Genomic DNA, 22434 nt, shown 5'->3' with positions numbered 1-22434 from the left:
ATAGGAAAGTATAAGATTTTTTTGTTTATAGTATAAGAAAAACAAAGGCCCCGCCATAAGACTTGGCTACAAGCCAAGTTTTTCTAAAAGAATAAGAAAGCTAAAAAAGCATCTTTGGGGAGTAATTTTAGGGCTAACTTGTCATGCTGTTTCCTAACATGGCGGAAAATGTTTATTTGCCGGATAAAACCGTTTTCAATTATAGTTAAATTGTAGCAAGCAAGAAAAATACTTCACAAACAGGAGGTCAGCATGAACAGCTCAAAACTTCAATCTACTTTAATGAAATGGCTCATGCCCATTGCGAATAAAGTAGAGCAGCAGAAGCATTTACAAGCAATAAAAGACGGAATGATCGCAATTGTTCCAATTATTATTATAGGTTCGTTTTTTATTTTGCCTATTGCGTTCATGAACGTGTTCCAAAGTGGACCAATTCACGAGTTTTTTGCTAATCATATTGATAAATTAACGTACCCTGATAAATTTACAAATGGACTGTTATCCATTTATGCTGCATTTTTTATCGCTGATTCCTTAGCTAAGAAATACGGGATGCAATCGGCACAATATGGAATTACAGCTGTGATTACACATGTGATTATGAGCGGTGTGATTACGGAGAATGGGCTTGATATGACATATTTAGGGGCACAGGGACTATTTGTTAGTATTATATCCGCAATAGTAACGGTAGAGGTTACCCGCTTCATGATTAATAAAAAAATGGTCGTCAGGTTACCGGATAGTGTTCCGCAAATGGTTGGGGATAGCTTTAGTAATCTATTTCCAATGATCGTCAATATATTGATTGGTTCCACAATAGCTATTCTGTCAACAAGCTTGGGTGACGTTGCATTTCCGCAAGTGATTATGAATGTGTTAGCACCAGCAATTAGTTCAATGGATAGCTTGCCGTCTTTATTAATCGTTATTTTCTTAACCCAATTCCTATGGTTTTTTGGTTTGCATGGACCAGCGATTACTTCGGCTGTGTGGGCGCCATTTGCCATTACGTATCAAGCGGAAAATATTGCCAACTTCGCATCGGGTGCTGATGTTACGCATATCTTTACGTTTGGATTATACTATAACATATTACAAGTATCCGGATCTGGATTAACACTTGGGCTCGTTTTGCTCATGATGCGATCAAAGGCGAAAAACTTAAATGCGATTGGTAAGGTGTCTATTATTCCTTCCTTGTTTGGAATTAATGAGCCACTTATCTTTGGGGCGCCGATCTTATTAAATCCATTTATGTTTATTCCATTCGTTTTCGGTCCATTGATTGTTACTGCATTAACATATTTTGGAATGACATCAGGCTTCATCGGTATGCCGATTGCAAACCCACCAGGATTTTTACCACCTGGCGTAGGGGCCTTCCTGATGACATTGGATTGGCGGGCGGTTGTGTTTGTATTCATTAGTTTAATCTTAATGACGCTTATTTACTTTCCTTTCTTTAAAGCAATGGAAGCGAATGAAGTAAAAAAAGAAAATGAAAAAACTGCTTAAGTACAGATTCTGAACGTCTAAAAGTGTGTTAGTTATTGAAACGGTCTATAAGATTAAATTACTTCACAACGAAGTTTAATATAGGCTGAAAAAGCTCTGAAAGGTGCATAAAACGTGAAAAGGAAGGTAATATCGATGTTTACGGATCGGCAAAAAGAAATTATCGAGTTAATTATTAAGAACCCAAATGGAATATTTGGTGCTAAATTAGCTGACAAATTAAATGTGTCCACAAGAACCGTAAGAAACGATATTGCCTCCATTAATAAAGCGTTAAACGTTGAAGCATGTCGAATTCTTTCATCGAATAAAAAAGGCTATTATCTGCTACCTAAAGACATGGAGTCCATTACGGCATTTCTTAACCCTGTTACAAACGTACAGCATCAAGGCTATCGCAACCAAGAGCAACGTTTGTATACCATTTTAGGAAAGGTGTTATTCCAAGAAGAGCAAGATTGTTTTGATTTAGCAGATGAGCTCTATGTTTCGGAACAAACGGTATTTAAAGATATAAGCAAATTGAAGCATCTACTAGAGACAAAGTATAAGATAGGGTCTATTGCTATTGTTCATAATCAAATTCACTTTACAGCAGTAGAAGAAGAAGTAAGGTATTTACTGTTCAAAATGCTAAAAGAGCTCATTTTATCTGATAAGCCCGACTACTTAACAGATGTTAGTTTTTTAGTAAATGGACATTTTGATGAGAAAGAGCTCGAATTGTTAAAGATAAAAATGAAAAATTATTTAGCTTCCCAGAAGCTAGTTGTAGATGATAAATCATTTGAAATGATGGTCGGGGCTATTTATCTTACTGTTATCAGGAATAGGTCTGGATATACGATACATTCTGATGCGCAATCCTTTTTTAATAGAGATGTAAGCTCATTACTACAGGAACTGATTAAGTCGGGAGTTGATATTAAAGAAAAGGATAAAACAAGCTTAAATCGTTTTTTCTGGTCCCTTAAAATACCATCTAGTTCAGCGTCGATCGAAGAAAATATTAGTATTACAGCATTAACCATTTTAAATGAATTCCGCAGAGAAGTACTGGATAAATATAGCATTGATTTAAAGGAAAGCGTGGAAACGATGGAAAATCTTAAAGTGCATATAGAATATATGCTCCGTCGTTTAGACACGAATTATGAATTATCAAATCCAATTATTAGTGATATAAAAAAGCGTTATCCGTTTGCTTACGAAGTGGCGATGTTGGTTGTCCATATTGTATATCGATACCAAAAGAAGTATTTGGCAGATGATGAAATATCTTATATAGCGATTTATATTGAAATTTTTCTAAGAAAAAATAATATTCGATTGAAAACAGTTGTTATAAGTGATACGAGTATGGGAATCAATGATATTATCCAAAATTGGCTTGCCAATAATTTCAGGAACCATATTGATGTGACTGCTTGTTTGCCATTAATTGCATTGGAAAGGTACGCGGAAAACCATCAAGTGGACTTAATTATCGCGACAAATATTTTGAACATCGAACAAACTATCCCCTGCCATGTTATTGAGCGAATTCCTGAACGAAGTGATTATTATTCGCTCACGAATACAATCCACAAAATTAAAAATAGCAATCGCTATGAAAAGTTGATTTTAAGAATGTTCAGCAAAGAGTTTGTTGAAATTTACGAGGATGCTCAACTTACATTTGAGGAATTAATTGAAGACATGGCGCAGAAGCTGAAACAATATCATCGAATTAATGACCTGGAGGGCTATGTGAAGGATGTTATACAGCGAGAGGAAAATTATCCAACAACTATTGGGAAGCATTTTATGATTCCTCATCCTCTATCTTCATTCGCTAATAAAACCACGGTTCACGTAGCGGTGCTAAAGAAGCCACTCTATCATAACGGGGAAAAAATTAAAATGGTATTTTTACTGGCGATTGAAAATAAAATGGACGATGATGTAAGCACCTTGTTTCAGTTTATTCAGCAGTTAGCTTTAGATAAAGATTCCATTTCCAGTTTACTGGAAGTTGATGGAAAAGAGGCATTCTTAAAAAAAATCATCGCCTTATCGACATCGTTTTTTAATAAGCATTATATAGAGTGACGTTTTAGAGATGACAAAGGAGAGTGAACGAATTGAAAATACTTTTAGTATGTAATGCTGGAATGTCCAGTTCAATTTTAGTAGATAAAATGAAGCAGGCTGCAGCAGCTCAAAATCTGAATGTAGACGTAGAAGCAAGATCCAATAATGCTATTAATGAAGAAGTAGGAAAATGGGATATTTGTTTAGTAGGACCACAAATTATTTATGCTGTGGATTCCATTAAGGCGACACTGCAAATCCCTGTAGCAGCAGTAGAAGCTCGGACATATGCAATGGCGAACGGAGAAGAAGCATTACAACAAGCTTTCAAATTACATGAGGAAGGGAAAGCATAACATATGTCCAAGGTAGAACGGTTATCAGAAGTAGCTATGAAAATCATTACGTGTGCAGGACTTGCTAAATCCAACTATTTGCTAGCTTTAGAAGATGCGAAAAAAGGTAATATGGAAGAAGCACATAAAAAATTGCAGGAAGGGTCGGACGTATTTTCCGAAGCGCATCATATTCATGCATCTGCTCTATCTGATGAAATGAAACAATTAGAGCCTCAAGTAACATTACTGCTCGTTCATGCAGAAGATCAATTGATGAACGCAGAAACCATTAAAATTCTAGTTCAGGAATTAATGGAGATTCATCAACCTCAGTAATTAAAAAGGTAGTAAAACTATGAAAAGTATTTTAAAACATATTGAAAAACAAGGAGAGAAATAGATATGAGTTCAGCTTATAATGTATGGGCAGAAACGAAAACAAGAAATAATTTACAGGTAGATGAAGTTGTTTCATCATTGCAAAAATCTATACGTAGAGCGATGGTCGAGGAAGCTTGTGGATACGCATATGAATTATTTATTAGCTCCCCGCAACTACTCGATAGAATGTGGAGAAGATTATTGACTATTTCTGTTGAGGATATCGGCTTTGGTAATTTGGATGCCGCTATTCACGTGCAAAATTTAAACGAAATGCGTAAAAACTTCCCGTATAATGATGGCGACCAGCCAATGTATTTTATCCACGCTATCCGGATCTTATGTGAAAGCAAAAAGGACAGATCCAGTGACTTTTTAAAAAATATTATTATTAAAGGTTTTGCGATGGGGCAAAAACCGGAAATTATGGATGTAGCACTAGACAAGCATACAAAACGAGGAAAAGAAATGGGTCGTGGTTCGAAGCATTTCTTTGAAGAGGGAACAAAGGTTATTCCGCAATTAGAAGTAGATAATGATTATCGCGAACGCTATGGGAAGATACTTGAAACCTATGATCCTAAAAATGCTGTGCCGAATGCGTTTGTTTATAGTGCTGATCAGTTTTAATAAAAATCAGGCTGAGTCTCTATGCAGAGGTTCAGCCTATTTTTTAACACCATGAAGAAACAAATCAATTATCGTTTGGATCATAACTTCTTTATCGTTTGTAAATCCTTCCAGCTTAAGCACATGATGACTGATAATATAGCCAAACATAATATAAAACAGAAGATCAACTACTGCTTGACTGTCCACATCTCTAAATTCCTCATTATTAATTCGATGGTTTACAAATTTGAATGCTTCATTTTGGGCTGGCTTCGTAATGTTATGAATGACAGATTGGCGAACTTCCTCATTATTTAAACATTCTCTAATCAAAACTTTAAGTACACCATCATTTTTTTCTAATAAATCAAGTCTATCTTTCATTAAAGCTTCTAGTATTTCTTCTGTTTCTTCATGTGTAGTATTAAACTGAGTTATAACTTCTTTAAGGATAGATGGCGAACTAACCTGTATAATTAAAGGGGCTAATAATTGATGTAATAAATTTTTTTTGGATTTAAAGTTGCGAAATAACGTGATTTCAGCTACACCAGCTAATTTAGCTATCTCTGAAGTAGAACTGTTTTCATAGCCTTTTTCGGAAAATAAATCTTTTGCAGCGTTAAGAATTTTTAATTGGCTTTGTGATAATTGCTGTTCTTTCCTCATAGTATTTGTAAAGTTTTCGATTACTTGCTGCAATTCCTGTGTATCATTTTGCTTATCCATATTTTCACCTACCATTTATTCCGGATATAAGGTGCTGTGAGACTTCCACATCAAGAATTGGAATACGATCTGGACAAGTCTAAGTGGGAGATAACAGCACCTAACTCCCCGATTCGTTTAGGAGACCTTTAGGTCATACTCTTAGGCTACTAACCATCATTTGGGGATAAACTTGAAGGCTCCCTTTATTCTAGCCGTTTTTTAAAACTCAGTGTAGTTGCTATACATAGTATGACAGTAAAAGTTAGGAGAATCAAAGTTTGTTTCCATAGTTCTTCTATGCCAATACCTTTTAAAAATATCCCTCGTAAAATTTCTAGAAAATAAGTAAGTGGAATGAAGCCACCCATAGCTTGAATAATAATGGGCATCGGTTCTCTTGGAAAAACAAATCCCGAAATAATAACGCTAGGTAAAATAATGGCAAACGCTATTTGCATGGCTTGTAATTGATTTTTTGCTATGGTTGAAACGAGAATTCCCATAGCTAACGTTGTAATGAGAAACAATGTGCTTAGTAAAATTAATAATGGTACACTTCCTTGAATAGGAACACCAAACCATAAGACCCCAGCTATTAAAACAAATAAAAAGGAGATAAACCCAATAACCGTATAGGGCGTTAGTTTTCCTAAAATTAATTCACTAGGTTTAATAGGAGTCACAATAAGTTGTTCCATCGTCCCTCTTTCTTTCTCCCTAACTAAAGAAAAGGCGGTAAGAATTAAAATTACCTCTTGCATAATTAAGCCGATTAACCCAGGGATATTAAACTTCATCATATCCATGTCAGGATTGTAAAATACACGGCTTTCCTCTTTTAGTGGTTGACTAACTTCCTGAACTCCCTGTTTGTTAAGTTGCTCTTTTTGAATGTCCAAAGATTTATTTTGTGTAATTAGACTAGCATTCTTTAACGCTGTGTTAGCAATATTTGGATCTGATCCGTCAACTAGTATTTGAATGGATGCTTCATTACGTATCAATTGTTTAGAATAATTTGTTGGTATAACAAGTGCCATACCAATTTTACCATTGTCCAGTAAATGATTAACTTCTTCGTACGATGTTACATGGTAAGATGTAGTAAAATAATGACTGTTCCCATATTGCTGAATTAGATCTCTACTTTCCTTTGTCTTATTTTGATCCCAAATCGCTATATCCATGTTTTCGACTTCCGAGCTTACCGCATAGCCTAGTAAAAATAAGAGCATGACAGGTAACACTAATGCGATCGCTAAACTTGCTGGATCTTTTTTTATTTGAATGATTTCTTTTTTGACAATAGAAATATAGCGGCTCAGTGAGAAGGTGGAGGTACGTTTAGACATATGTTAAGCCTCCGCTATGGAGTGAATTTTCTTGTTGTTCTTTAACTAATTTTATAAATAAGTCGTCTAAATGATGGACATTATGCTCTGTTTTTATTTTGTGAGGTGTTCCTGAAATGAGAATAGTGCCATAAAATATAAAGCCAATTTCTGTGCACAATTCCGCTTCATCCATATAATGTGTTGTTACTAAGACAGTAATTCCAGCTTTGGCTAGTTCGGTTATAATTTCCCAAAAGATCCTCCGTGACACAGGGTCTACCCCTGCTGTTGGTTCGTCTAGAACTAACAATTCTGGCTTGTGCAGGAGAGCGCAACTAAGAGCCAATCGCTGTTTCCAACCACCTGAAAGGGAGCTAGCACGTTGATTTAAGCGACCGGACAGCCCTGTTAGCGAAATAATTTCTTCTTGTCTAGCTTTACTTTCTTTTCCAGTCAGCCCGTAAACCCCGGCATAAAAGTCTAAATTCTCTTTCATCGTTAATTCCTCATATAAACTAAATTTTTGCGACATATAGCCAATCTTTTGTTTAATATGTTCAGGTTCTGTTTTTATATCATGTGTTAAAACGGTTCCTTCTCCCGATGTTGGCTTGAGAACGCCGCATAGCATACGAATCATTGTTGATTTACCTGATCCATTTGGACCTAAAAAACCGTATATATGCCCTTTGTGAATTTGTAAGTCTACTTTATTTACTGCGAGTAAGTTACCAAACTGTTTCGTTAATCCTTTTGTTTCAATTGCTAACAATGGTAAACCTCCTTTAGTTAAAGTTCTACGTAAACTGTCATACCCGGTTTTAGCTCGTTTTCTGCTGATATGTCTATCGTAACTGCAAATACACGCTTAGCTGTTTCTTCTTCGGTTTGGATATTTTTAGGTGTAAATTGAGCTTCTGTTGCAATATTTTTCACTTTTCCTGTAAAGGTCTTGTCGGAATAAGCATTGGTTGTCAGCTCTACAGTTTGGTTGTGTTCTACCTTATTAAGGTCTTTCTCAGCAATGTAGACAATTACTTCTTTTATAGAAGGGTCAATGATAGATAAAAGGTTTTCTCCAGCGTTTGCCAACTCGCCTTCTGAAATATATACATCTTGAATCCTCCCTTTAATGGGAGATTTGATGTTGGATCTTTCTTTTTCTAAGGATAATAATTCTTCTTTCACTTTCGCCTGTTTTACAGCCCCATCCGCTTGTTGTATTAATTCCTCACGTCCAGAAGCCTCAGCCTCTGTTTTTTGTGCTTCGGCAATTTCAATAGCGTATTTTGCCTCTGCTATTTTCAAATCCAGTTTCTCTGTATCAAGCGTGAGCAAAGAATCATTTTTACTGATATGGTCCCCTTCGTCAATATGAATGCTGTCGACTAGTGCAGTAGTAGTTTCCGCTTGAATGAATTGTTTATTACCTTCTACAGTTCCTGAATAAGTGTTAGCATCATTGTCTGATGAAGAGCAGCCAGTGAGAGCAAGCATGAAAATGAATAAGAAAATGTTGACTAGCCGTTTCAAAAAGATCACCTCTTGTATGTTAGTGGTTACTTACATTATATAGAGGACGCAAAATTAAATAAATAGGCATAAATACCTATTTAAGTTGTAAGGTTAGCACTATTTATATGATATTAAAAAACGACCAGTTTAAAGGATAATTGATTCAAAAATTGCTACTTATTTGTCTGAATTTAGTTTAATGGTTACTTCTGAAATGGACGTTTTACTATTACTCTCACTCCGAAGTGCCGTAAAAAGAAAAAAACTTAAAGGCAAAAAAGCAATTCTCCTTTCGAATATGGAGGAGGATAATGTAGTTTAGATAAGAATATTGTTTCTTTCAATCTCATAAAGTTGACGAACAAGTACAATGCAACTTCTTAAGAAAAATGGTATTTTATTCAGCTCGTGCTCAAAATTCTTTTAAAGTCTTTTGCGCCTTTGCTTATACACCCACTATCAAACGGTAAATGGGAAGTTCGGCTGATTTTTAGTTACTTAATGATGAATTGAAATGGAAAGTAATGTAAAAAGGATCTTTACCTCTGAGAGGAGAGATCCAGAAATTACAATTAGTTATTGTTAAGTAAATCATTTATATGTGACAGAGCATCATTTACGGTTGTGAACTTGCTTGCGTCTTCATCTTCTATTGTTATGTCAAATTCCTCTTCTAATTCCATAATTAATTCTACTAAATCTAAAGAATCTAATCCGAGATCTTCTTTAAATTCTGTTAATTCTGTTATTTCATCTTTGGGAATATCTAACATATTTGACATTATGCATGTTCCTTTTTTAAAAATTTGTTCTTTATTAATTTTGTTTCTCTCCTTTCAATATTTTTTGTAAGAGGTAAGAACAGTTTGTGAAAAAATTAATTATATTAATAAGTTAAACTTAAAGCACCAAGGGAAAGACCTGCTGAAGTTCCAAATAATAAAATTTTGTCACCTCTTTTAATTTTCTCTTCTTTAATGTAATCATGTAGCACCATAGGAATAGAGGCGGCAATGCAATTTCCGTGATTAGTTAAATGATTTGCTACTCTATCAACTGCAAATCCATGTTTATAAAATATTTTCATACCATTCTTACTTGTTTGATGGGGCACAATATATTTATAATTAGAATTTATAATTTTGCTTTCACGTTCCAACTCTTTCAAAAAGGGTTTCAAATATTTTAAAGCTAATTTATAAACTTTTTTACCATCCATTTGAAAAACATTATCTTCTGGTTTTGTCTCTGAATGGTTTGGGTGTCTTAAAGTTCCTGCGCCTTTTATGGAAGTAAGGTCTGCTCCATTGCTGTATGTATTTAATTTGAAGTGATGAACTTTACTTTTTTCACCTTCTGGAGTTTTTGAAACGACAACTGCTGCTGCTCCGTCCCCAAATAAAGCCCGAACCTCACGTTCAGCTGTCTCAAGAGTTGGACTTGGTGCGTCAGAACTAATAATAAGTATCTTGTTGTATACATTTAATTGAATTAGTGTTGAAGCAATAAAAACAGCTAAAGGAAAACTGTAACAAGTTGTATCCACATCAAAGCATGAAACACCAGAGTTTTCTAAGCCTAATTCTCTTTGGAATAAAGAGGCGTTACATGGTATAGCCTGCAGCGGACTGCCACATGCACCGATAATACAATCAATATCTTCAAGCTTAATATTAGAGTCTTTAACTGCTAAATTAGCTGCTTGAGTTCCTAGTAAAAGGGCATTTTCTCCGTTATTAAAATCTACATAATACCTTGAATATACTCCAGATGCCCTTTCTATCCAATCTTCTTCGATGTCCATTTCATGACTTAACGCTTGGCTTGTTTTTACGATTGATCCAACCTTTTTACCAATTCCAACAATTTTAGTATCAAGCAATGTCATATCCACCTTTCGAATAATTAAATGAGCTTACATTTTTTAGAAAAATTTGTCTTGTTATGTATAGTGTAACACATGAATTTATTAGAAAATTGGTAGATATTGTCGAAATGATTTAAAAAAAATTAACAATTACACAATTCGAAAGTGGCTGAAAGATAGCTTTGAAAATTATATACTTAATAAGAAAATTTTAAATCTGTGGAGGGGTTTGGAAGGGTTGAAATAGTATAGGGAGAACTTAAACAGGCTGTTTATAGAGATGTGTTTAACTTACAAATGCGTGGTCTAACTCCACCGTCTTTAGACGGTATCCGTTTACCTTAGCTTTTTTGTCTAGTCAAGTGTAACCTATCCAAATATTCAAGCTAGAAGAGTGAGTTTAGTCTAGCTTTGAGATTACTTAACCTATATACCTTAAGAAGGGCTTTAGGCTTAGCTGCCGACATTTATGACTAAATCCACCTGCTTTAGCAGGTGGACGTTTAAGTTCAACAAAGTATTCGTTCATAAGCGCTAATGAAAGCGAATTTTTATTACAGTGTTTTCTACTTATAAGTTTCTATATTGAGCAATTCAATATTAAGTAAATCTCTAACCAAATATCTTTTCCTTCAACCAGCGACCTGTTGGAGTATCAGCAAGTCCGCCTTCTCCTGTTTCCCTTAAAGCGGAAGGCATTGTTTTTCCAATTCGGTACATGGCTCCAATTACTTCATCACAAGGAATTCTGCTCGTAACGCCAGCTAACGCCATGTCAGCAGAGACAATTGCAAGTGCCGAGCCACCCGCATTTCGTTTCACACATGGAACTTCTACAAGTCCTGCTACGGGATCGCAAACAAGGCCGAGCATGTTTTTTAACGTCATGGCGAATGCTTCAGCAGATTGCTGGGCTGTGCCTCCCGCCATTTCTACGATAGCTGCTGCAGCCATGGCCCCGGCTGAGCCTACTTCTGCTTGGCAACCTCCTGCTGCACCAGAGATAAATGCATTATTAGCAACAACAAAGCCGAAAGCGCCAGCGGTGAATAAATAGCGTATCATTTGTTCACGAGTCGGGTTCAATTGATTTTTGACGGCAAATAACGTTCCTGGAACACAACCAGCGCTTCCCGCTGTAGGAGTTGCGCAAATCGTGCCCATTGCTGCGTTAACCTCATTTGTTCCCATTGCCTTACTTACTGCATCTAAAAGGAGATGGCCGGATAAAGGTGTTTTCTCCTTCATATAGTTTTGAATGAGCACGGCGTCGCCGCCAGTTAAGCCAGTTACTGACTGAACCCCTTTTAAGCTCTCTTCGATGGCTTTTTCCATTACCTCGAGATTTTTTTCCATCTCCGCCATAACTTGTTCACGCGTTTTTTCTTTTACGTCCATTTCTTGACGGATCATAACTTCTGATATGAAGATGTTTTCTTTTTCGGCGATTTCCACCAACTCTGCTACTGTTCGAAACATAGACGAACTCCTTTCTCATTGAGTGTATTATAGGTTTGGCTAACCTATGTTTTTGGTTATCCTTCCACGGTGTGAGAAGTCCGTAATTTGCAACTCCATGACTGACATCATTGTTAAACGTAACTATTATTTGGTTCGATTAGACATGTAAAGGTCAGCTAATAATCGTACAAATATTAGTTATATGAGCTGCCTCACGCAATTCACTCATAATGTTTTGTTTTATATTTTGATCAACTTCAATGACCATTAAAGCTGCATCGCCAACGTCCTTGCGGTTAACCTCCATATGACCGATATTTATTTCATGCTTGGCTAATATGGTTGTTACCGAAGCGATAGCGCCAAAGCGATCATTATGCATCACTAAAAGTGCAGGATGATTGCCGGATAAACGAAGTTCAAACCCATTTAGTTCGGTGATTTCAACCTTTCCACCACCAATAGATACACCAACTAATTCTACTTGGGTATGATCATTGCCGACGATTAACCGAGCAGTGTTAGGATGGTCTACAGCGGCAGTGTCCTCAATAAAGGTAATATCTATATGTTTCGATTTTGCGATTTCTAATGATTGATTCATACGTGGATCATCTGTTTCGAAACCTAGTAAACCACCTGCTAAGGCGAAATCCGTTCCATGTCCTTTATGTGTTTTAGCGAATGATTCATACAAATGAATTTTGGCCCAAGTTGGCTCCGTCCCTAATAAATTTCTGGCTGCTTTTCCGATTCTTGCTGCTCCAGCAGTGTGTGAGCTGGAAGGTCCAATCATAACAGGACCAATAATATCGAAAACAGAATTGTACTTCATACGTGGTCACCACCTCATAGTTTTTTTGTTAACGTATAGTTACTAACGAAATAACGAGTTCCCAGTATATATCGTTGAGTTACCCATTCATTTCAGCTAATTCATGTACACGACGAATTTTAAAGTTCTTAAATATTTGTGAGCCAAGATAACCCCACAATGCACTGAATCCTGCGCAAAGTAGTGCAATAATCGTTACTTTCATTGGATCATTAAACCCATACATCACAGCAAAGCCTGCAATTGGTGTTGCTGTACCAGTTGCTCCATTTACGAGTCCTGCTAGAGAGATAATAATACCAGAAGTTGCACCGCCAAGGAAGTTAGTTACATAAACGGGTATCGGATTAGCAGAAATAATGTCTACTTGCGACAGCGGTTCAATAGCAACAGATATCGTTGTTTTTCGGTCACCGAACTTCATACGATGGAAAAAGACAAAGTTCATAAAGGAAGATCCAAATACGGCTAAAGCACCGATTGCCATAGGGACACCAGTTAGACCAAGCATGGCCGTTAATGCCATGGAGCTTAATGGTGCAGTAGCAACAACCGTAATAACGCCACCTAATATAATTCCCATAATAATTGGATTAGCAGTAGTCGTTTCTGTAATGATACCGCCAATATTAAGCAATGTTGCATCCACTACCGGATCAGCCATGACAGCGACGAGCCTTGTAAGGGGAGCGGCAACAATAATTGCAACAATTAAATCAAGCCCATCTGGAACCCTTGTCTCAATCTGTTTCACAATAAATGAGATTAGATAACCTGCGATAAATCCGGGCAACAGCCCTAATCCGGCAGCGGAGGCTCCTAGCATTAATGCGTATACAGGAGAAACCCCCATTGCTAGTGCAACGAGTGCTGCAGCTGCGACACCACCCATACTTCCAGCTGCATCGCCAACTTCACCTAAAAATTCGATTTGTAGCAGATCACCACCAACGTAGCGCTGGAATGCTTCAACTAAAAATGTAGCAATCGCGGCACTTGCAAGCGCACTCATTGCTTTCATGCCTCTAGGTGCTTTGTAGCTGAATAATGTAAAAAACGCTAAAACTAAAATTAACAGGAATGTTCCTTTTATAATTTCCATACTTTTCACCTCGTGATGTTAGTTTTGAAGTCGTCTCATTTATTTGCTTATGGTTGTTTGTAAATTGGAAATGCTAGGCAGTAAACACCTTGAAAATAGTAACTGATTCCTACACAGCTATGATTAGAGCGCAGTATAGCTTGATTAGGGTCGAAGTTATAGTTTTACGACGTCTTATTTGCTCATTATTGAACAAAGATTACCTTCCTGATTTTACTTCGTTGTTGGAATTTTCGCTTCCTGTTATACATTCAGGAGCTATAGTCTGTTTATGTACACAGTAAAAAACAAACTTAAAGCTTGCTAAGCTATTAATCTATTCGATCATTTTTTTCCTTCTAGCTGATACTCATTCATTGTGCGTACTTTATGGAGATAATTATAGATAGTAAACTTGGAAACACCTAGCATATGCGCTACATATTCGGTCGCCCCCTTAATCAGAAATACTCCTTTTTCGTCTAAAATTCGTACACAATCTACTTTTTCATCAATAATCATTTCAGACGGTGCTTTTTTATGATCAAAGATTACTTGATCGACCATTTCGTGAATAACATCTTGTACCGAATTGAAAAAAGTTTCTGTCGTCTGCTTCTCTTGCTGAATGTTGATAAATTGGTCAATTTCCCCACCTAGCTCTATAAGGAGGCTAATATCATAATTCATACATAAGGCGCCAATAATTTTATCATTATTATCCCGAAGAAACACAGTAGCTGATTTCATTACTTTACCTTGTTTGGATTGTGTTTTGTAGTTGGGTATATCTGCTACATCTTCTTGCTTTTTAGTTAATTCGTTGAGTACGAGATCTGTAATGGGAGACCCTATTTTTCTACCAGTAATATTACCGGCAATGTGAATTAAGGAATGCTGTAGATCCGAGAAGTCATGTACGGCAACCTCACAGCGATCGCCAAACATGTTCACAATCATATCTGCTGTACGCATCGCTAAATCAAAAATTACTTTACTACTTGTTTCCATAAAAAATCGACCGCCTTTTGTATCCGTTTTCATTTAGTCACTCATAGAATAGCATGTTTTTCATAGATTTACAACAAATTTTTAAGTACTAAAATATTTTTGTAAAACTCATATTATTTTAAGGGAGTACCAATGGGAATGATTGATGTGAATCGATCCCATTTTTCACAAGAAAGAAAGTATAAAATGAGGTCTTGGGGATAACGAAATGACCGAATAGCCACGTTCGGCGCATGAGCCCAGCAACTAGGCGACTTCACGAATTGCCCTACGATAAGTCTTCATCGGTTCGTCGCAAAGAGGAAGGCCGACTAAAAACGGGCTTGCCGCCCAGACGTCGGCATCCCCCTGTTTTAGTGGCATGATTCCTAAATCTTTAGTTGATTCGTTCCATTTGCTACGTTGCTAAACGGGCGCTTGCGCCTTTGTTCTAGGTTGTTTCCTAATTAAGCGGCAAAAGTTTAATTGAGTAAAGGAGTATTTGTTGCTAACCTAAAGATGCAACCAAGCACCGGTACTTTAAGTCTAGGACAATAACATAATTGAACTGAACTTCCTTTTCATCTAAAGTACATATGCTTATGCAATATTACTTTTATGAAAGCGGGGACGTTGCATGAAAAACAAATTATCTGTAGTTATTGCAGGCGGAGGGAGTACGTATACTCCAGAGATTATTTTGATGCTGTTAGACAACCTGGATCGCTTACCTTTACGAAAAATTAAGCTGTACGATGATGATGAAGCAAGACAGAATAAGGTTGCTAAAGCATGTGGGATTTTGATCAATGAAAAAGATCCAACGATTGAATATGTGGCTACAACAGATCCTGAAGAAGCATATACCGATGTAGACTTTTGTTTAGCGCATATACGAGTTGGTAAATTGCCAATGCGTGAATTGGATGAAAAAATTCCATTGAAGCACGGTTGCGTAGGTCAAGAAACATGCGGACCAGGCGGTATAGCTTATGGAATGCGATCTATTGGCGGTGTTTTGGAAAATATTGACTATATGGAAAAATATTCACCTCATTGTTGGATGTTAAACTATTCTAACCCAGCCTCCATAGTAGCTGAAGCTACGCGAAGATTACGCCCAAACTCACGGGTAATTAACATTTGCGATATGCCAATAGGAATGGAGCATAGCATCGCTGATATTGTTGGTGTATCTTCTCGGAAGGATTTAGATATTCGTTATTATGGTCTCAATCACTTTGGTTGGTATACATCTATTAAGGATAAATCCGGAAAAGAATTGCTTCCTGAATTAATAGAACATATGAAGAAATATGGTTTTATTAATGGTGAAAAAGGTATGGCAACAGAAAATAAAGATAGTTGGTTTGAGACGAATTTATTCGCTAAGCACTTAGTTGCTATAGAACCTACTACTATACCAAATACCTATTTAAAATATTATCTCTACCCAGATTATGTAGTGGAGCATACAAATCCACACTACACTCGAGCGAATGAAGTAATTGATGGCAGAGAGACAGAAGTGTTTTCAGCTTGTGCGGAAATTCAAAAAAATGGCCATTCCAAAGGTACGAAGCTAGCAGTCGGTATTCATGCAGAGTTTATCGTCGATTTAGCAACTGCTTTGGCATTTAATACGAAAGAAAGAATGCTCCTTATTGTTGAAAATAAAGGTGCTATACAGAATTTTCCTGATGACGCAATGGTTGAAATCCCTTGTATTGTCGGTAAAGATGGCTATGAGCCGCTAGCGATAGGCGCAATTCCTGCCTTCCAAAAAGGACTTATGGAGCAGCAGGTAGCTGTTGAAAAATTAGCAGTGGAAGCATGGATTGAACAATCTTATCAAAAACTATGGCAAGCATTGACATTATCACAAACGGTTCCTAGTGCTACAGTAGCAAAACAATTGCTTGATGATTTAATGGAAGCAAATAAGGGTTACTGGCCAGAGCTTCATTAAGGATTTGTAGCAAATAATAGTGTTGTTATCGTCGCAATTGGTCGTCTATCTGTTATAATAGGAACGATGGAAATTCCTTTCAGTGTAAGGTTACCATCTGCTAGGGAAACGATTTTGCTTTTTAAATACGTCGCGCTTCATTCTTTTCTCATTGTGTCATGGGGAAGGATGACAGCGCGTTTATACTTGTATAAACCTTTCAGCGAATTCTAAATATTACTGTCTCTTTCAGTAGTTCAGTATGTTTAAATGTTGTTAGGTTGTTTGCGAAATGTTTCTTCATGAATTTATAAGAAAGGCGTCATAGTATGGATAAACGTGTATATTTACTAACTATTGTATCTTTTGTAGTGGGAATGGTAGAGCTAATCATTGGAGGAATATTAGACTTAGTAGCAGCAGACTTGAATGTCAGTCTCGGGAAGGCTGGGCTATTAATTACCATTTTTTCACTTGTGTTTGCAATCACAGCTCCACTACTAATGATTGCCACAGCAAAAGTGGAGAGAAAACGTCTCACACTCATTTTCTTACTGCTTTTTTCTTTTAGTAATTTAATTGTAGCACTCAGCCCTGTGTATAGCGTATTATTTGTCGGTCGAATGCTATCTGCAGCAAGTGGTTCTTTACTCATTATTTTATGTTTAACGATCGCTGCTAATATTGGAAGTGAGAAACACCGTGGACGTGCCATTGGGTTTGTATCAATGGGCATTAGCGGCTCCATTGTACTAGGTGTTCCCATTGGACTGGTACTTGGCAATGCGTTTGGCTGGCGAGCTCCATTTTTGTTTATTGTTTTGTTAACCCTATTATCAATGGTTGGCGTGTATTTCTTAATGGAGAAGGTGCCACCTAAACCGCAAGTATCAATCAAGGAGCAAATCAATTCATTAAAAGAAAGTAAAATTTTCTCAGCTCATTCGACCACTTTTTTATTTATGGCCGGGCATACGATTCTTTATGCCTATTTTACTCCATTTGTAAAAGAAACGATGGGCATTAGTGGCAGCTGGCTAAGTGTGATTTATTTTCTGTTTGGGATCGCTGCTGTTAGTGGCGGCGGCGTTGGCGGTACAATATCCGATCGTCTTGGTACGAAACGAACGATGCTTACAACGCTTATCATTTTTTCGTTGTCTATATTCATCCTTCCGTTTACAACGTCTATACTACCAGTATTTATTGTTGTGATGATTATTTGGGGTATGATGAGTTGGGCAATTACGCCAGCTTTACAAAGTTATTTGATCGAATCAGCTCCCGCTACAGCTGATATCCAGCAAAGCTTAAATAATTCCGCATTGCATTTTGGAATTGCGTTTGGTTCTTTCATCGGTGGTATTGTCATTGAACAAACTACCGTGGAACAAAATGCTCTTGTGGGTGGAGTGTTTATTAGTCTTTCATTGATTACCATCATGTTTTCGATGTCCAGAGGGAGTAAGAAGCATAAGGTCTCCTATCAACAAAAATAAGGCTGAAGAGTGTGTGTTTGCAAAGCATATGCTCTTTTTGTCTTGAAAATGGAGCATTCGAGATGAAGCAATTGAATTGAAGAAGTTGCTCGCACAAGCCGTCAGGTCGCTCGCTATAATCTACGGACGTGCTTCAAATAAATAGAGAACAGGAGGCGTTCTCAAAAAAGGGCGCTTCCTGTTCTAATTGTCGTTATTAATGTAATTGGTTGCCTTGGTGAACAATTGTATAGCTGTTTAGCATTTGTTGCATATCCTGTTGCGCCAGTTGTGGTACTTGGTAGTAACCATTTTTGTTTTGATATAGAAAAATTTCATAGCTCATTTCAATAAAGTTTGGTATGGTATCTGCGATCACACGACGTAGTACAGGATTTGTCATTTCTAATGCTGTCATAGCTAACAAAGAGCTCAGTGATTTCGTGTTTCCTAGCATGTAAGCAGATAACCCTTGGTCGGAAATATCATTAATTGAGGCATTCGGCTTTTTCGGCTGCCCAGGTTTTATTCCGTAAACGACATTGTTATCCTGTTGCATTTCATATTGTTGTGTTGGTACATTGGGATCTTGCCCGGTTTGGAATGCTTGTACAATCGTGTTGTAAGCCTGAGTTACAAAAGAAGTTTGACGTTGTAATATGTCCTTTAATTCTGGGTCCTGGATATGCTGATTGTACATTTGGTACTGATCGAGCATGTTAATGATTCCTGCAATTACTTCATGGGCATCAAATAGTTCGTGCCCCCCGTGGTTGGTTGATTGTTGTTGCGGCATAGCTCCAGGTTGTTGTTGGTTTCCTTGTTGATTCATGTTATGCATCATGAATTCCTCCTTAATAGTATTTTCCATCATAGATTTTCCTGTTTATTTGTTTTCATGTATAAATTGGCAATGTTTTTGCTGAACACATAACCTTTTTTAAAATGGCAAACATATAACCATAAAGAGGAAAGGGCGATTAACATGGTGCAATTAGATAAACCTAGTTGCTGGTCTGAGCATGGTGCACTGCAAACGGTGCTTGTTTGTTCACCTTCTGAGCAAAGTATTCCTAGCTTACAAGTGGCTGAGAATGTGCAATGGAGTGCTCCGGTTCAGCAAAAAAAAGCACTGGAAAATTTTCATACATTTATTTTGACATTGCAACAGGAAGGTATTCATACGATCGATTATTCACTGCACCTTGATGCAGTTACTCAACGACTGAGTGAGCAGTTAATTAACCGGTTTTTTGTTCGTGATTTGGCATGCGTATTTGGCAATAAAATATTTCCTGGAGTCGCAGGATCATTTATGCGGCGACCTGAATATGATCAGGTTCATGATCTGTTAGATAAGTGGTTTCCCGATGCATTTATCAAAGAAGCTAAACAAGGTTTAAAAGCACTGGAATATGGAGATGTACTTATACTTAATTCGGATGCTATATTTATCAATATTGGGATGCGAACGAGTCTAGAAAGTGTGGAACAAATGATGGAGAATCTCTTTCAAGCGGGGTTTTCTGAAATTGGAGTGATTAGCTTACCGAGGCGGGCAGATACGCTTCATTTAGATATGAATTGCAATGTTGCAAATGAAGACCTGGTAGTAGCTAAAAGTTATATGCGATTTTTACCTGTGCACCTCACCAACGCGGAAGGGATCCAGTGGTATGACATGGCTGAGCAGTTTTTAAACCGTCATGGCTTCTCTGTTTATTGGCTGGAAAAGTACGAGACGATTCCGGATATTAACTTTCTAAACATTGATCCAGAAACAATATTAATTAGTAAGCAGGCGCATAAGCAAATGTTACAATCCCATCCGAAGTTAAAGCATAAGCGTTTCTTAGAGATTGATGTATCTGAATTAGAAAAGGCCGGTGGGGGAATTCGCTGTATGACACTACCTCTTTTGCGAAAAAGGTCCATATGAAAAAGGAACAAATGAAATGGTGGCGGCTGTCCTTATTAGGGGGATGTACGATCGGCACCGGTTTTTTTCTTGCACTATAGGAAAGTATAAGATTTTTTTGGTTTATAGTATAAGAAAAACAAAGGCTTGCGCCATAAGACTTGGCGACAAGCCAAGTTTTTCTAAGGACAAGTATACTATTCAAACAAGTGGTGTAGCAGTTTTAATGCATTTATCATAGCAGCTGGAACATGTATCTTATATGATGCATTAGCTGCTTTGCTGATGCTTGGGCAAGAGGCGATTTTATCCCTAGTGACGACAGTGATGGAAAAGCAAACTCAGTGGAGAAAACCTTTCCGCTCCACTGAATTATGATTATCAAGTTAAGTAAAGTTTGTACTTAGAATATTTTTCTCATCTTACTTAAAAAATGAGCTCGTCTTTTGCCTCATTCGCATAAATGGACATTTACTCGGACTATCCTCTTCATCGCTTAAAAAATATTGCTTCCATTCATGATTGTCCTCCTGTCCATACCACTTTAAATCTGGATGGCCAGGCATACCGTCATATTTTATAAGCCGCCTTCGAATGATGTTTTTCATTTTCCTACCAAAAGCTGTGTTTCTATTGAGGTTTGCAAATACCCAGCGTGGTTGAAAGGCAATAAAAAAGCATGGAAAATAGCGACTTTTCCGTTTTTGGTGTGCAGGAGTAGCACAAAATATAAAATACGGCTCGCCATCAAAGCAAAACTCCCATTCATGATGTGTGGGGTTTTGCGGGATAGATTCTGGCCACGCTTTTTCATCGTATGCGGTGACTTTATTAATGATGTTCCAGAATAGATTACGATAATCTTCCACTGTATAGGTCGTATACATATCCTTAGGTGTTTGGAAAAATACGGCTAAAGAAGTGTAGTCTCCAAATTCTCGGGCATTGCGTCCATACGTTTTTAATGCAGTGGCGACCTCTTCCGCTGCCCTTTTTTCACGTGGGTCGGAAATAAAACTGAAGCGGAGCTGATTTTCCAAAAATCCTTGTCTCGCAGGAACACAAGGGTACGTATTATCTCCCACGAGCATGTCGGTAAAGGTTTTATACAATGGCTGTGTCCATGGAGGCAGTCTATCCATTTCTTGATCAAGCCATTGTTTATCATACAGTACACCCATTTTTCCCACTTCCTCCTTCTTGTGATAACGTATGATAAGGATAAGAAATGGGTGCTTACCTATGTATGAATAGGGAGGTAAATAGTGGATGTCGACGGAGCTCGGAGCCTGCAAATTCTCGTGAGGAGTCACTATAGATAACTAGTTCGTGAAAAGAAGTACTGCTTCATATCCGAAGTATAGTCCAAAACCGATGAGCAGCAACCCAGCACCAATCGTAATGAAATATTGCACCCGTTCATGAAAAAACCGTCGAAAAGAAGTGGCAACTCCCGCCATAATCACATCCCAAAGAAAGATACCCAAAAAAATCCCACTACTATACAATAACAACTGATAATTACTATACAAGTCACTTGTTTTTGCTAATACAGCCTCATAAATCCCAAGCCAGAAAATAATATTTAGTGGATTGGAAATAGCCAAAAGAAAACCTGTGCGAAATGATTTCATTTTTGATGTCTGTCGAATAGCGTGATCGACGTGCAATGATTTTTTTGCCCCAGTTATACTTTCTATTCCGGTATAGACAAGAATGAAAAAGCCAAATAGCCATAGGAATGTTTTCATGAATGGTGTCGTTAAAAATTGTGCTATACCAAAGTAAATGAGCAGCATAAAGATAAGATCACCAATCATTCCGCCTAATCCAACTAACCAAGCGTGGATAAAGCCATGATTCATCCCTTTATTTAGCTGTGCCGCATTGATTGGCCCTACAGGTGCTGATAAAGAAATACCTAATAGGATATAACCTAAAAAATTCATTTGGTCACCTTCTTTATTCGTTCGTCCAAATCACATTACAGTGTATAAAAACAGTAATTATATGAAGTGAATCTTCAATCAGTGGGGGTTTTCATTCATTTCCACTGATTGTTAGTAGCCCAAGGTTATGACCTAAAGGCTCTTACAAAATAGGGTATTTAGGTTCTGTTATCTCCCACTTAGACTTGGTGCAGTACAGGTTATCCAACTCCTAAAGCGGGAGTCTTACAGCACCTTATATACGGGATATAATTGCTTATAATGAATTATTATCTCCATTTCATCTTTCCGATACTATTGTATTCAGCCAGTATGACTTGTACCACTACTGTTTTTTACCAAGTCTCTGATCCAAGTGCACAGTATTCATGGTTGGTATAGTATATGTAAAGGAATGGTAAGCGAATGACACGCGAAAATGG

Annotated in this window: 21 protein-coding genes; 8 read left to right on the top strand and 13 right to left on the bottom strand. The window is 37.3% G+C overall.

The features are described 5' to 3' along the window. Positions 1-252 precede the first annotated feature (252 nt). The 5 genes from BKP57_RS09995 (at position 253) to BKP57_RS09975 (ending at position 4943) form a co-directional block, all read left to right on the top strand. Positions 253-1521 (top strand): PTS sugar transporter subunit IIC, encoded by a 1269-nt coding sequence (locus tag BKP57_RS09995; protein WP_050350705.1) that lies wholly within the window; start codon positions 253-255, stop codon positions 1519-1521. A gap of 114 nt (positions 1522-1635) precedes the next feature. After that, entirely contained in the window at positions 1636-3612 is a 1977-nt protein-coding gene (locus BKP57_RS09990; RefSeq protein ID WP_128743306.1) for a BglG family transcription antiterminator, read from the top strand. 32 nt (positions 3613-3644) lie between these two features. Next, positions 3645-3950 carry a PTS sugar transporter subunit IIB gene (locus BKP57_RS09985; RefSeq protein ID WP_050350707.1) on the top strand — a complete coding sequence of 102 codons (306 nt, stop codon included), beginning with the start codon at positions 3645-3647 and terminating at the stop codon, positions 3948-3950. Positions 3951-3953: 3 nt separating this feature from the next. Further along, positions 3954-4268, top strand: a complete 315-nt coding sequence (locus tag BKP57_RS09980; protein ID WP_050350708.1) for a PTS sugar transporter subunit IIA — start codon at positions 3954-3956, stop codon at positions 4266-4268. A gap of 66 nt (positions 4269-4334) precedes the next feature. After that, entirely contained in the window at positions 4335-4943 is a 609-nt protein-coding gene (locus tag BKP57_RS09975) for a hypothetical protein (RefSeq protein ID WP_050350709.1), read from the top strand. 36 nt (positions 4944-4979) lie between these two features. Here the strand turns inward: BKP57_RS09975 and BKP57_RS09970 are convergent, their stop codons facing one another. The 10 genes from BKP57_RS09970 to BKP57_RS09925 form a co-directional block, all read right to left on the bottom strand. Then, entirely contained in the window at positions 4980-5654 is a 675-nt protein-coding gene (locus BKP57_RS09970) for a TetR/AcrR family transcriptional regulator (protein ID WP_198035039.1), read from the bottom strand. A 185-nt stretch (positions 5655-5839) separates the two neighbouring features. Next, a complete protein-coding gene (locus BKP57_RS09965; protein WP_072741461.1) occupies positions 5840-6988 on the bottom strand; it encodes an ABC transporter permease in 1149 nt (382 codons plus the stop codon). After that, complete coding sequence (locus tag BKP57_RS09960; RefSeq protein WP_050350712.1) at positions 6981-7742, bottom strand: ABC transporter ATP-binding protein; 762 nt, start codon at positions 7740-7742, stop codon at positions 6981-6983. Before BKP57_RS09960 ends, BKP57_RS09965 begins: the two co-directional genes overlap by 8 nt. A 17-nt stretch (positions 7743-7759) precedes the next feature. Next, positions 7760-8503 (bottom strand): efflux RND transporter periplasmic adaptor subunit, encoded by a 744-nt coding sequence (locus BKP57_RS09955; protein WP_050350713.1) that lies wholly within the window; start codon positions 8501-8503, stop codon positions 7760-7762. A gap of 554 nt (positions 8504-9057) precedes the next feature. After that, complete coding sequence (acpP, locus tag BKP57_RS09950; RefSeq protein WP_257786713.1) at positions 9058-9291, bottom strand: acyl carrier protein; 234 nt, start codon at positions 9289-9291, stop codon at positions 9058-9060. Positions 9292-9371: 80 nt separating this feature from the next. Next, entirely contained in the window at positions 9372-10367 is a 996-nt protein-coding gene (locus BKP57_RS09945; protein WP_198035037.1) for a 3-oxoacyl-[acyl-carrier-protein] synthase III C-terminal domain-containing protein, read from the bottom strand. 597 nt (positions 10368-10964) lie between these two features. Beyond that, positions 10965-11831, bottom strand: coding sequence for an L-serine ammonia-lyase, iron-sulfur-dependent, subunit alpha (gene sdaAA, locus BKP57_RS09940; protein WP_072741459.1), 867 nt, complete (start codon positions 11829-11831; stop codon positions 10965-10967). Between the two features lie 154 nt (positions 11832-11985). Further along, positions 11986-12648: an L-serine ammonia-lyase, iron-sulfur-dependent subunit beta gene (gene sdaAB / locus BKP57_RS09935; protein WP_072741458.1), complete on the bottom strand. Its 663-nt coding sequence runs from the start codon at positions 12646-12648 to the stop codon at positions 11986-11988. Positions 12649-12727: 79 nt separating this feature from the next. Continuing rightward, positions 12728-13750 (bottom strand): PTS sugar transporter subunit IIC, encoded by a 1023-nt coding sequence (locus tag BKP57_RS09930; protein ID WP_050350718.1) that lies wholly within the window; start codon positions 13748-13750, stop codon positions 12728-12730. A gap of 324 nt (positions 13751-14074) precedes the next feature. Next, positions 14075-14773 carry a helix-turn-helix transcriptional regulator gene (locus BKP57_RS09925; RefSeq protein ID WP_050350719.1) on the bottom strand — a complete coding sequence of 233 codons (699 nt, stop codon included), beginning with the start codon at positions 14771-14773 and terminating at the stop codon, positions 14075-14077. Positions 14774-15356: 583 nt separating this feature from the next. Here BKP57_RS09925 and BKP57_RS09920 point away from each other — a divergent pair. Then, the gene (locus BKP57_RS09920; RefSeq protein WP_072741457.1) at positions 15357-16688 is read left to right on the top strand and encodes a 6-phospho-alpha-glucosidase; all 1332 of its coding nucleotides are present in this window, start codon (positions 15357-15359) and stop codon (positions 16686-16688) included. A gap of 308 nt (positions 16689-16996) precedes the next feature. Beyond that, a complete protein-coding gene (locus BKP57_RS09915) occupies positions 16997-18166 on the top strand; it encodes an MFS transporter (RefSeq protein ID WP_050350721.1) in 1170 nt (389 codons plus the stop codon). A 196-nt stretch (positions 18167-18362) separates the two neighbouring features. On the opposite strand, the gene BKP57_RS09910 is transcribed toward BKP57_RS09915, so the two are convergent. Beyond that, positions 18363-18986, bottom strand: coding sequence for a spore coat protein (locus BKP57_RS09910; RefSeq protein ID WP_050350722.1), 624 nt, complete (start codon positions 18984-18986; stop codon positions 18363-18365). 144 nt (positions 18987-19130) lie between these two features. On the opposite strand from BKP57_RS09910, the gene BKP57_RS09905 reads away from it, so the two are divergent. Beyond that, entirely contained in the window at positions 19131-20084 is a 954-nt protein-coding gene (locus BKP57_RS09905) for an arginine deiminase family protein (protein WP_050350723.1), read from the top strand. A 401-nt stretch (positions 20085-20485) separates the two neighbouring features. On the opposite strand, the gene BKP57_RS09900 is transcribed toward BKP57_RS09905, so the two are convergent. Together BKP57_RS09900 and BKP57_RS09895 are read right to left on the bottom strand one after the other, a co-directional pair. Further along, positions 20486-21244 (bottom strand): YqcI/YcgG family protein, encoded by a 759-nt coding sequence (locus BKP57_RS09900; RefSeq protein WP_050350725.1) that lies wholly within the window; start codon positions 21242-21244, stop codon positions 20486-20488. Positions 21245-21385: 141 nt separating this feature from the next. Continuing rightward, positions 21386-22012 (bottom strand): LysE family translocator, encoded by a 627-nt coding sequence (locus tag BKP57_RS09895; protein WP_072741456.1) that lies wholly within the window; start codon positions 22010-22012, stop codon positions 21386-21388. Positions 22013-22434: the final 422 nt, after the last annotated feature.

The sequence above is a fragment of the Virgibacillus sp. 6R genome, from assembly GCF_001895305.1.
In the GTDB taxonomy this organism is placed as follows: Bacteria; Bacillota; Bacilli; order Bacillales; family Amphibacillaceae; genus Virgibacillus; species Virgibacillus pantothenticus.
The sequence above is the reverse complement of the archived record's forward strand: the minus strand, read 5'-3'. Positions and strand labels throughout refer to the sequence as shown.

Coding starts and splice junctions, on each gene's coding strand:
- BKP57_RS09995 (WP_050350705.1), top strand. CDS start 253: ATGAACAGCTCAAAACTTCAATCTACTTTAATGAAATGGCTCATGCCC.
- BKP57_RS09905 (WP_050350723.1), top strand. CDS start 19,131: ATGGTGCAATTAGATAAACCTAGTTGCTGGTCTGAGCATGGTGCACTG.
- BKP57_RS09900 (WP_050350725.1), bottom strand. CDS start 21,244: ATGGGTGTACTGTATGATAAACAATGGCTTGATCAAGAAATGGATAGA.
- sdaAB (WP_072741458.1), bottom strand. CDS start 12,648: ATGAAGTACAATTCTGTTTTCGATATTATTGGTCCTGTTATGATTGGA.
- BKP57_RS09920 (WP_072741457.1), top strand. CDS start 15,357: ATGAAAAACAAATTATCTGTAGTTATTGCAGGCGGAGGGAGTACGTAT.
- sdaAA (WP_072741459.1), bottom strand. CDS start 11,831: ATGTTTCGAACAGTAGCAGAGTTGGTGGAAATCGCCGAAAAAGAAAAC.
- BKP57_RS09970 (WP_198035039.1), bottom strand. CDS start 5,654: ATGGATAAGCAAAATGATACACAGGAATTGCAGCAAGTAATCGAAAAC.
- BKP57_RS09980 (WP_050350708.1), top strand. CDS start 3,954: ATGTCCAAGGTAGAACGGTTATCAGAAGTAGCTATGAAAATCATTACG.
- BKP57_RS09925 (WP_050350719.1), bottom strand. CDS start 14,773: ATGAAAACGGATACAAAAGGCGGTCGATTTTTTATGGAAACAAGTAGT.
- BKP57_RS09975 (WP_050350709.1), top strand. CDS start 4,335: ATGAGTTCAGCTTATAATGTATGGGCAGAAACGAAAACAAGAAATAAT.
- BKP57_RS09915 (WP_050350721.1), top strand. CDS start 16,997: ATGGATAAACGTGTATATTTACTAACTATTGTATCTTTTGTAGTGGGA.
- BKP57_RS09930 (WP_050350718.1), bottom strand. CDS start 13,750: ATGGAAATTATAAAAGGAACATTCCTGTTAATTTTAGTTTTAGCGTTT.
- BKP57_RS09910 (WP_050350722.1), bottom strand. CDS start 18,986: ATGCATAACATGAATCAACAAGGAAACCAACAACAACCTGGAGCTATG.
- BKP57_RS09965 (WP_072741461.1), bottom strand. CDS start 6,988: ATGTCTAAACGTACCTCCACCTTCTCACTGAGCCGCTATATTTCTATT.
- BKP57_RS09895 (WP_072741456.1), bottom strand. CDS start 22,012: ATGAATTTTTTAGGTTATATCCTATTAGGTATTTCTTTATCAGCACCT.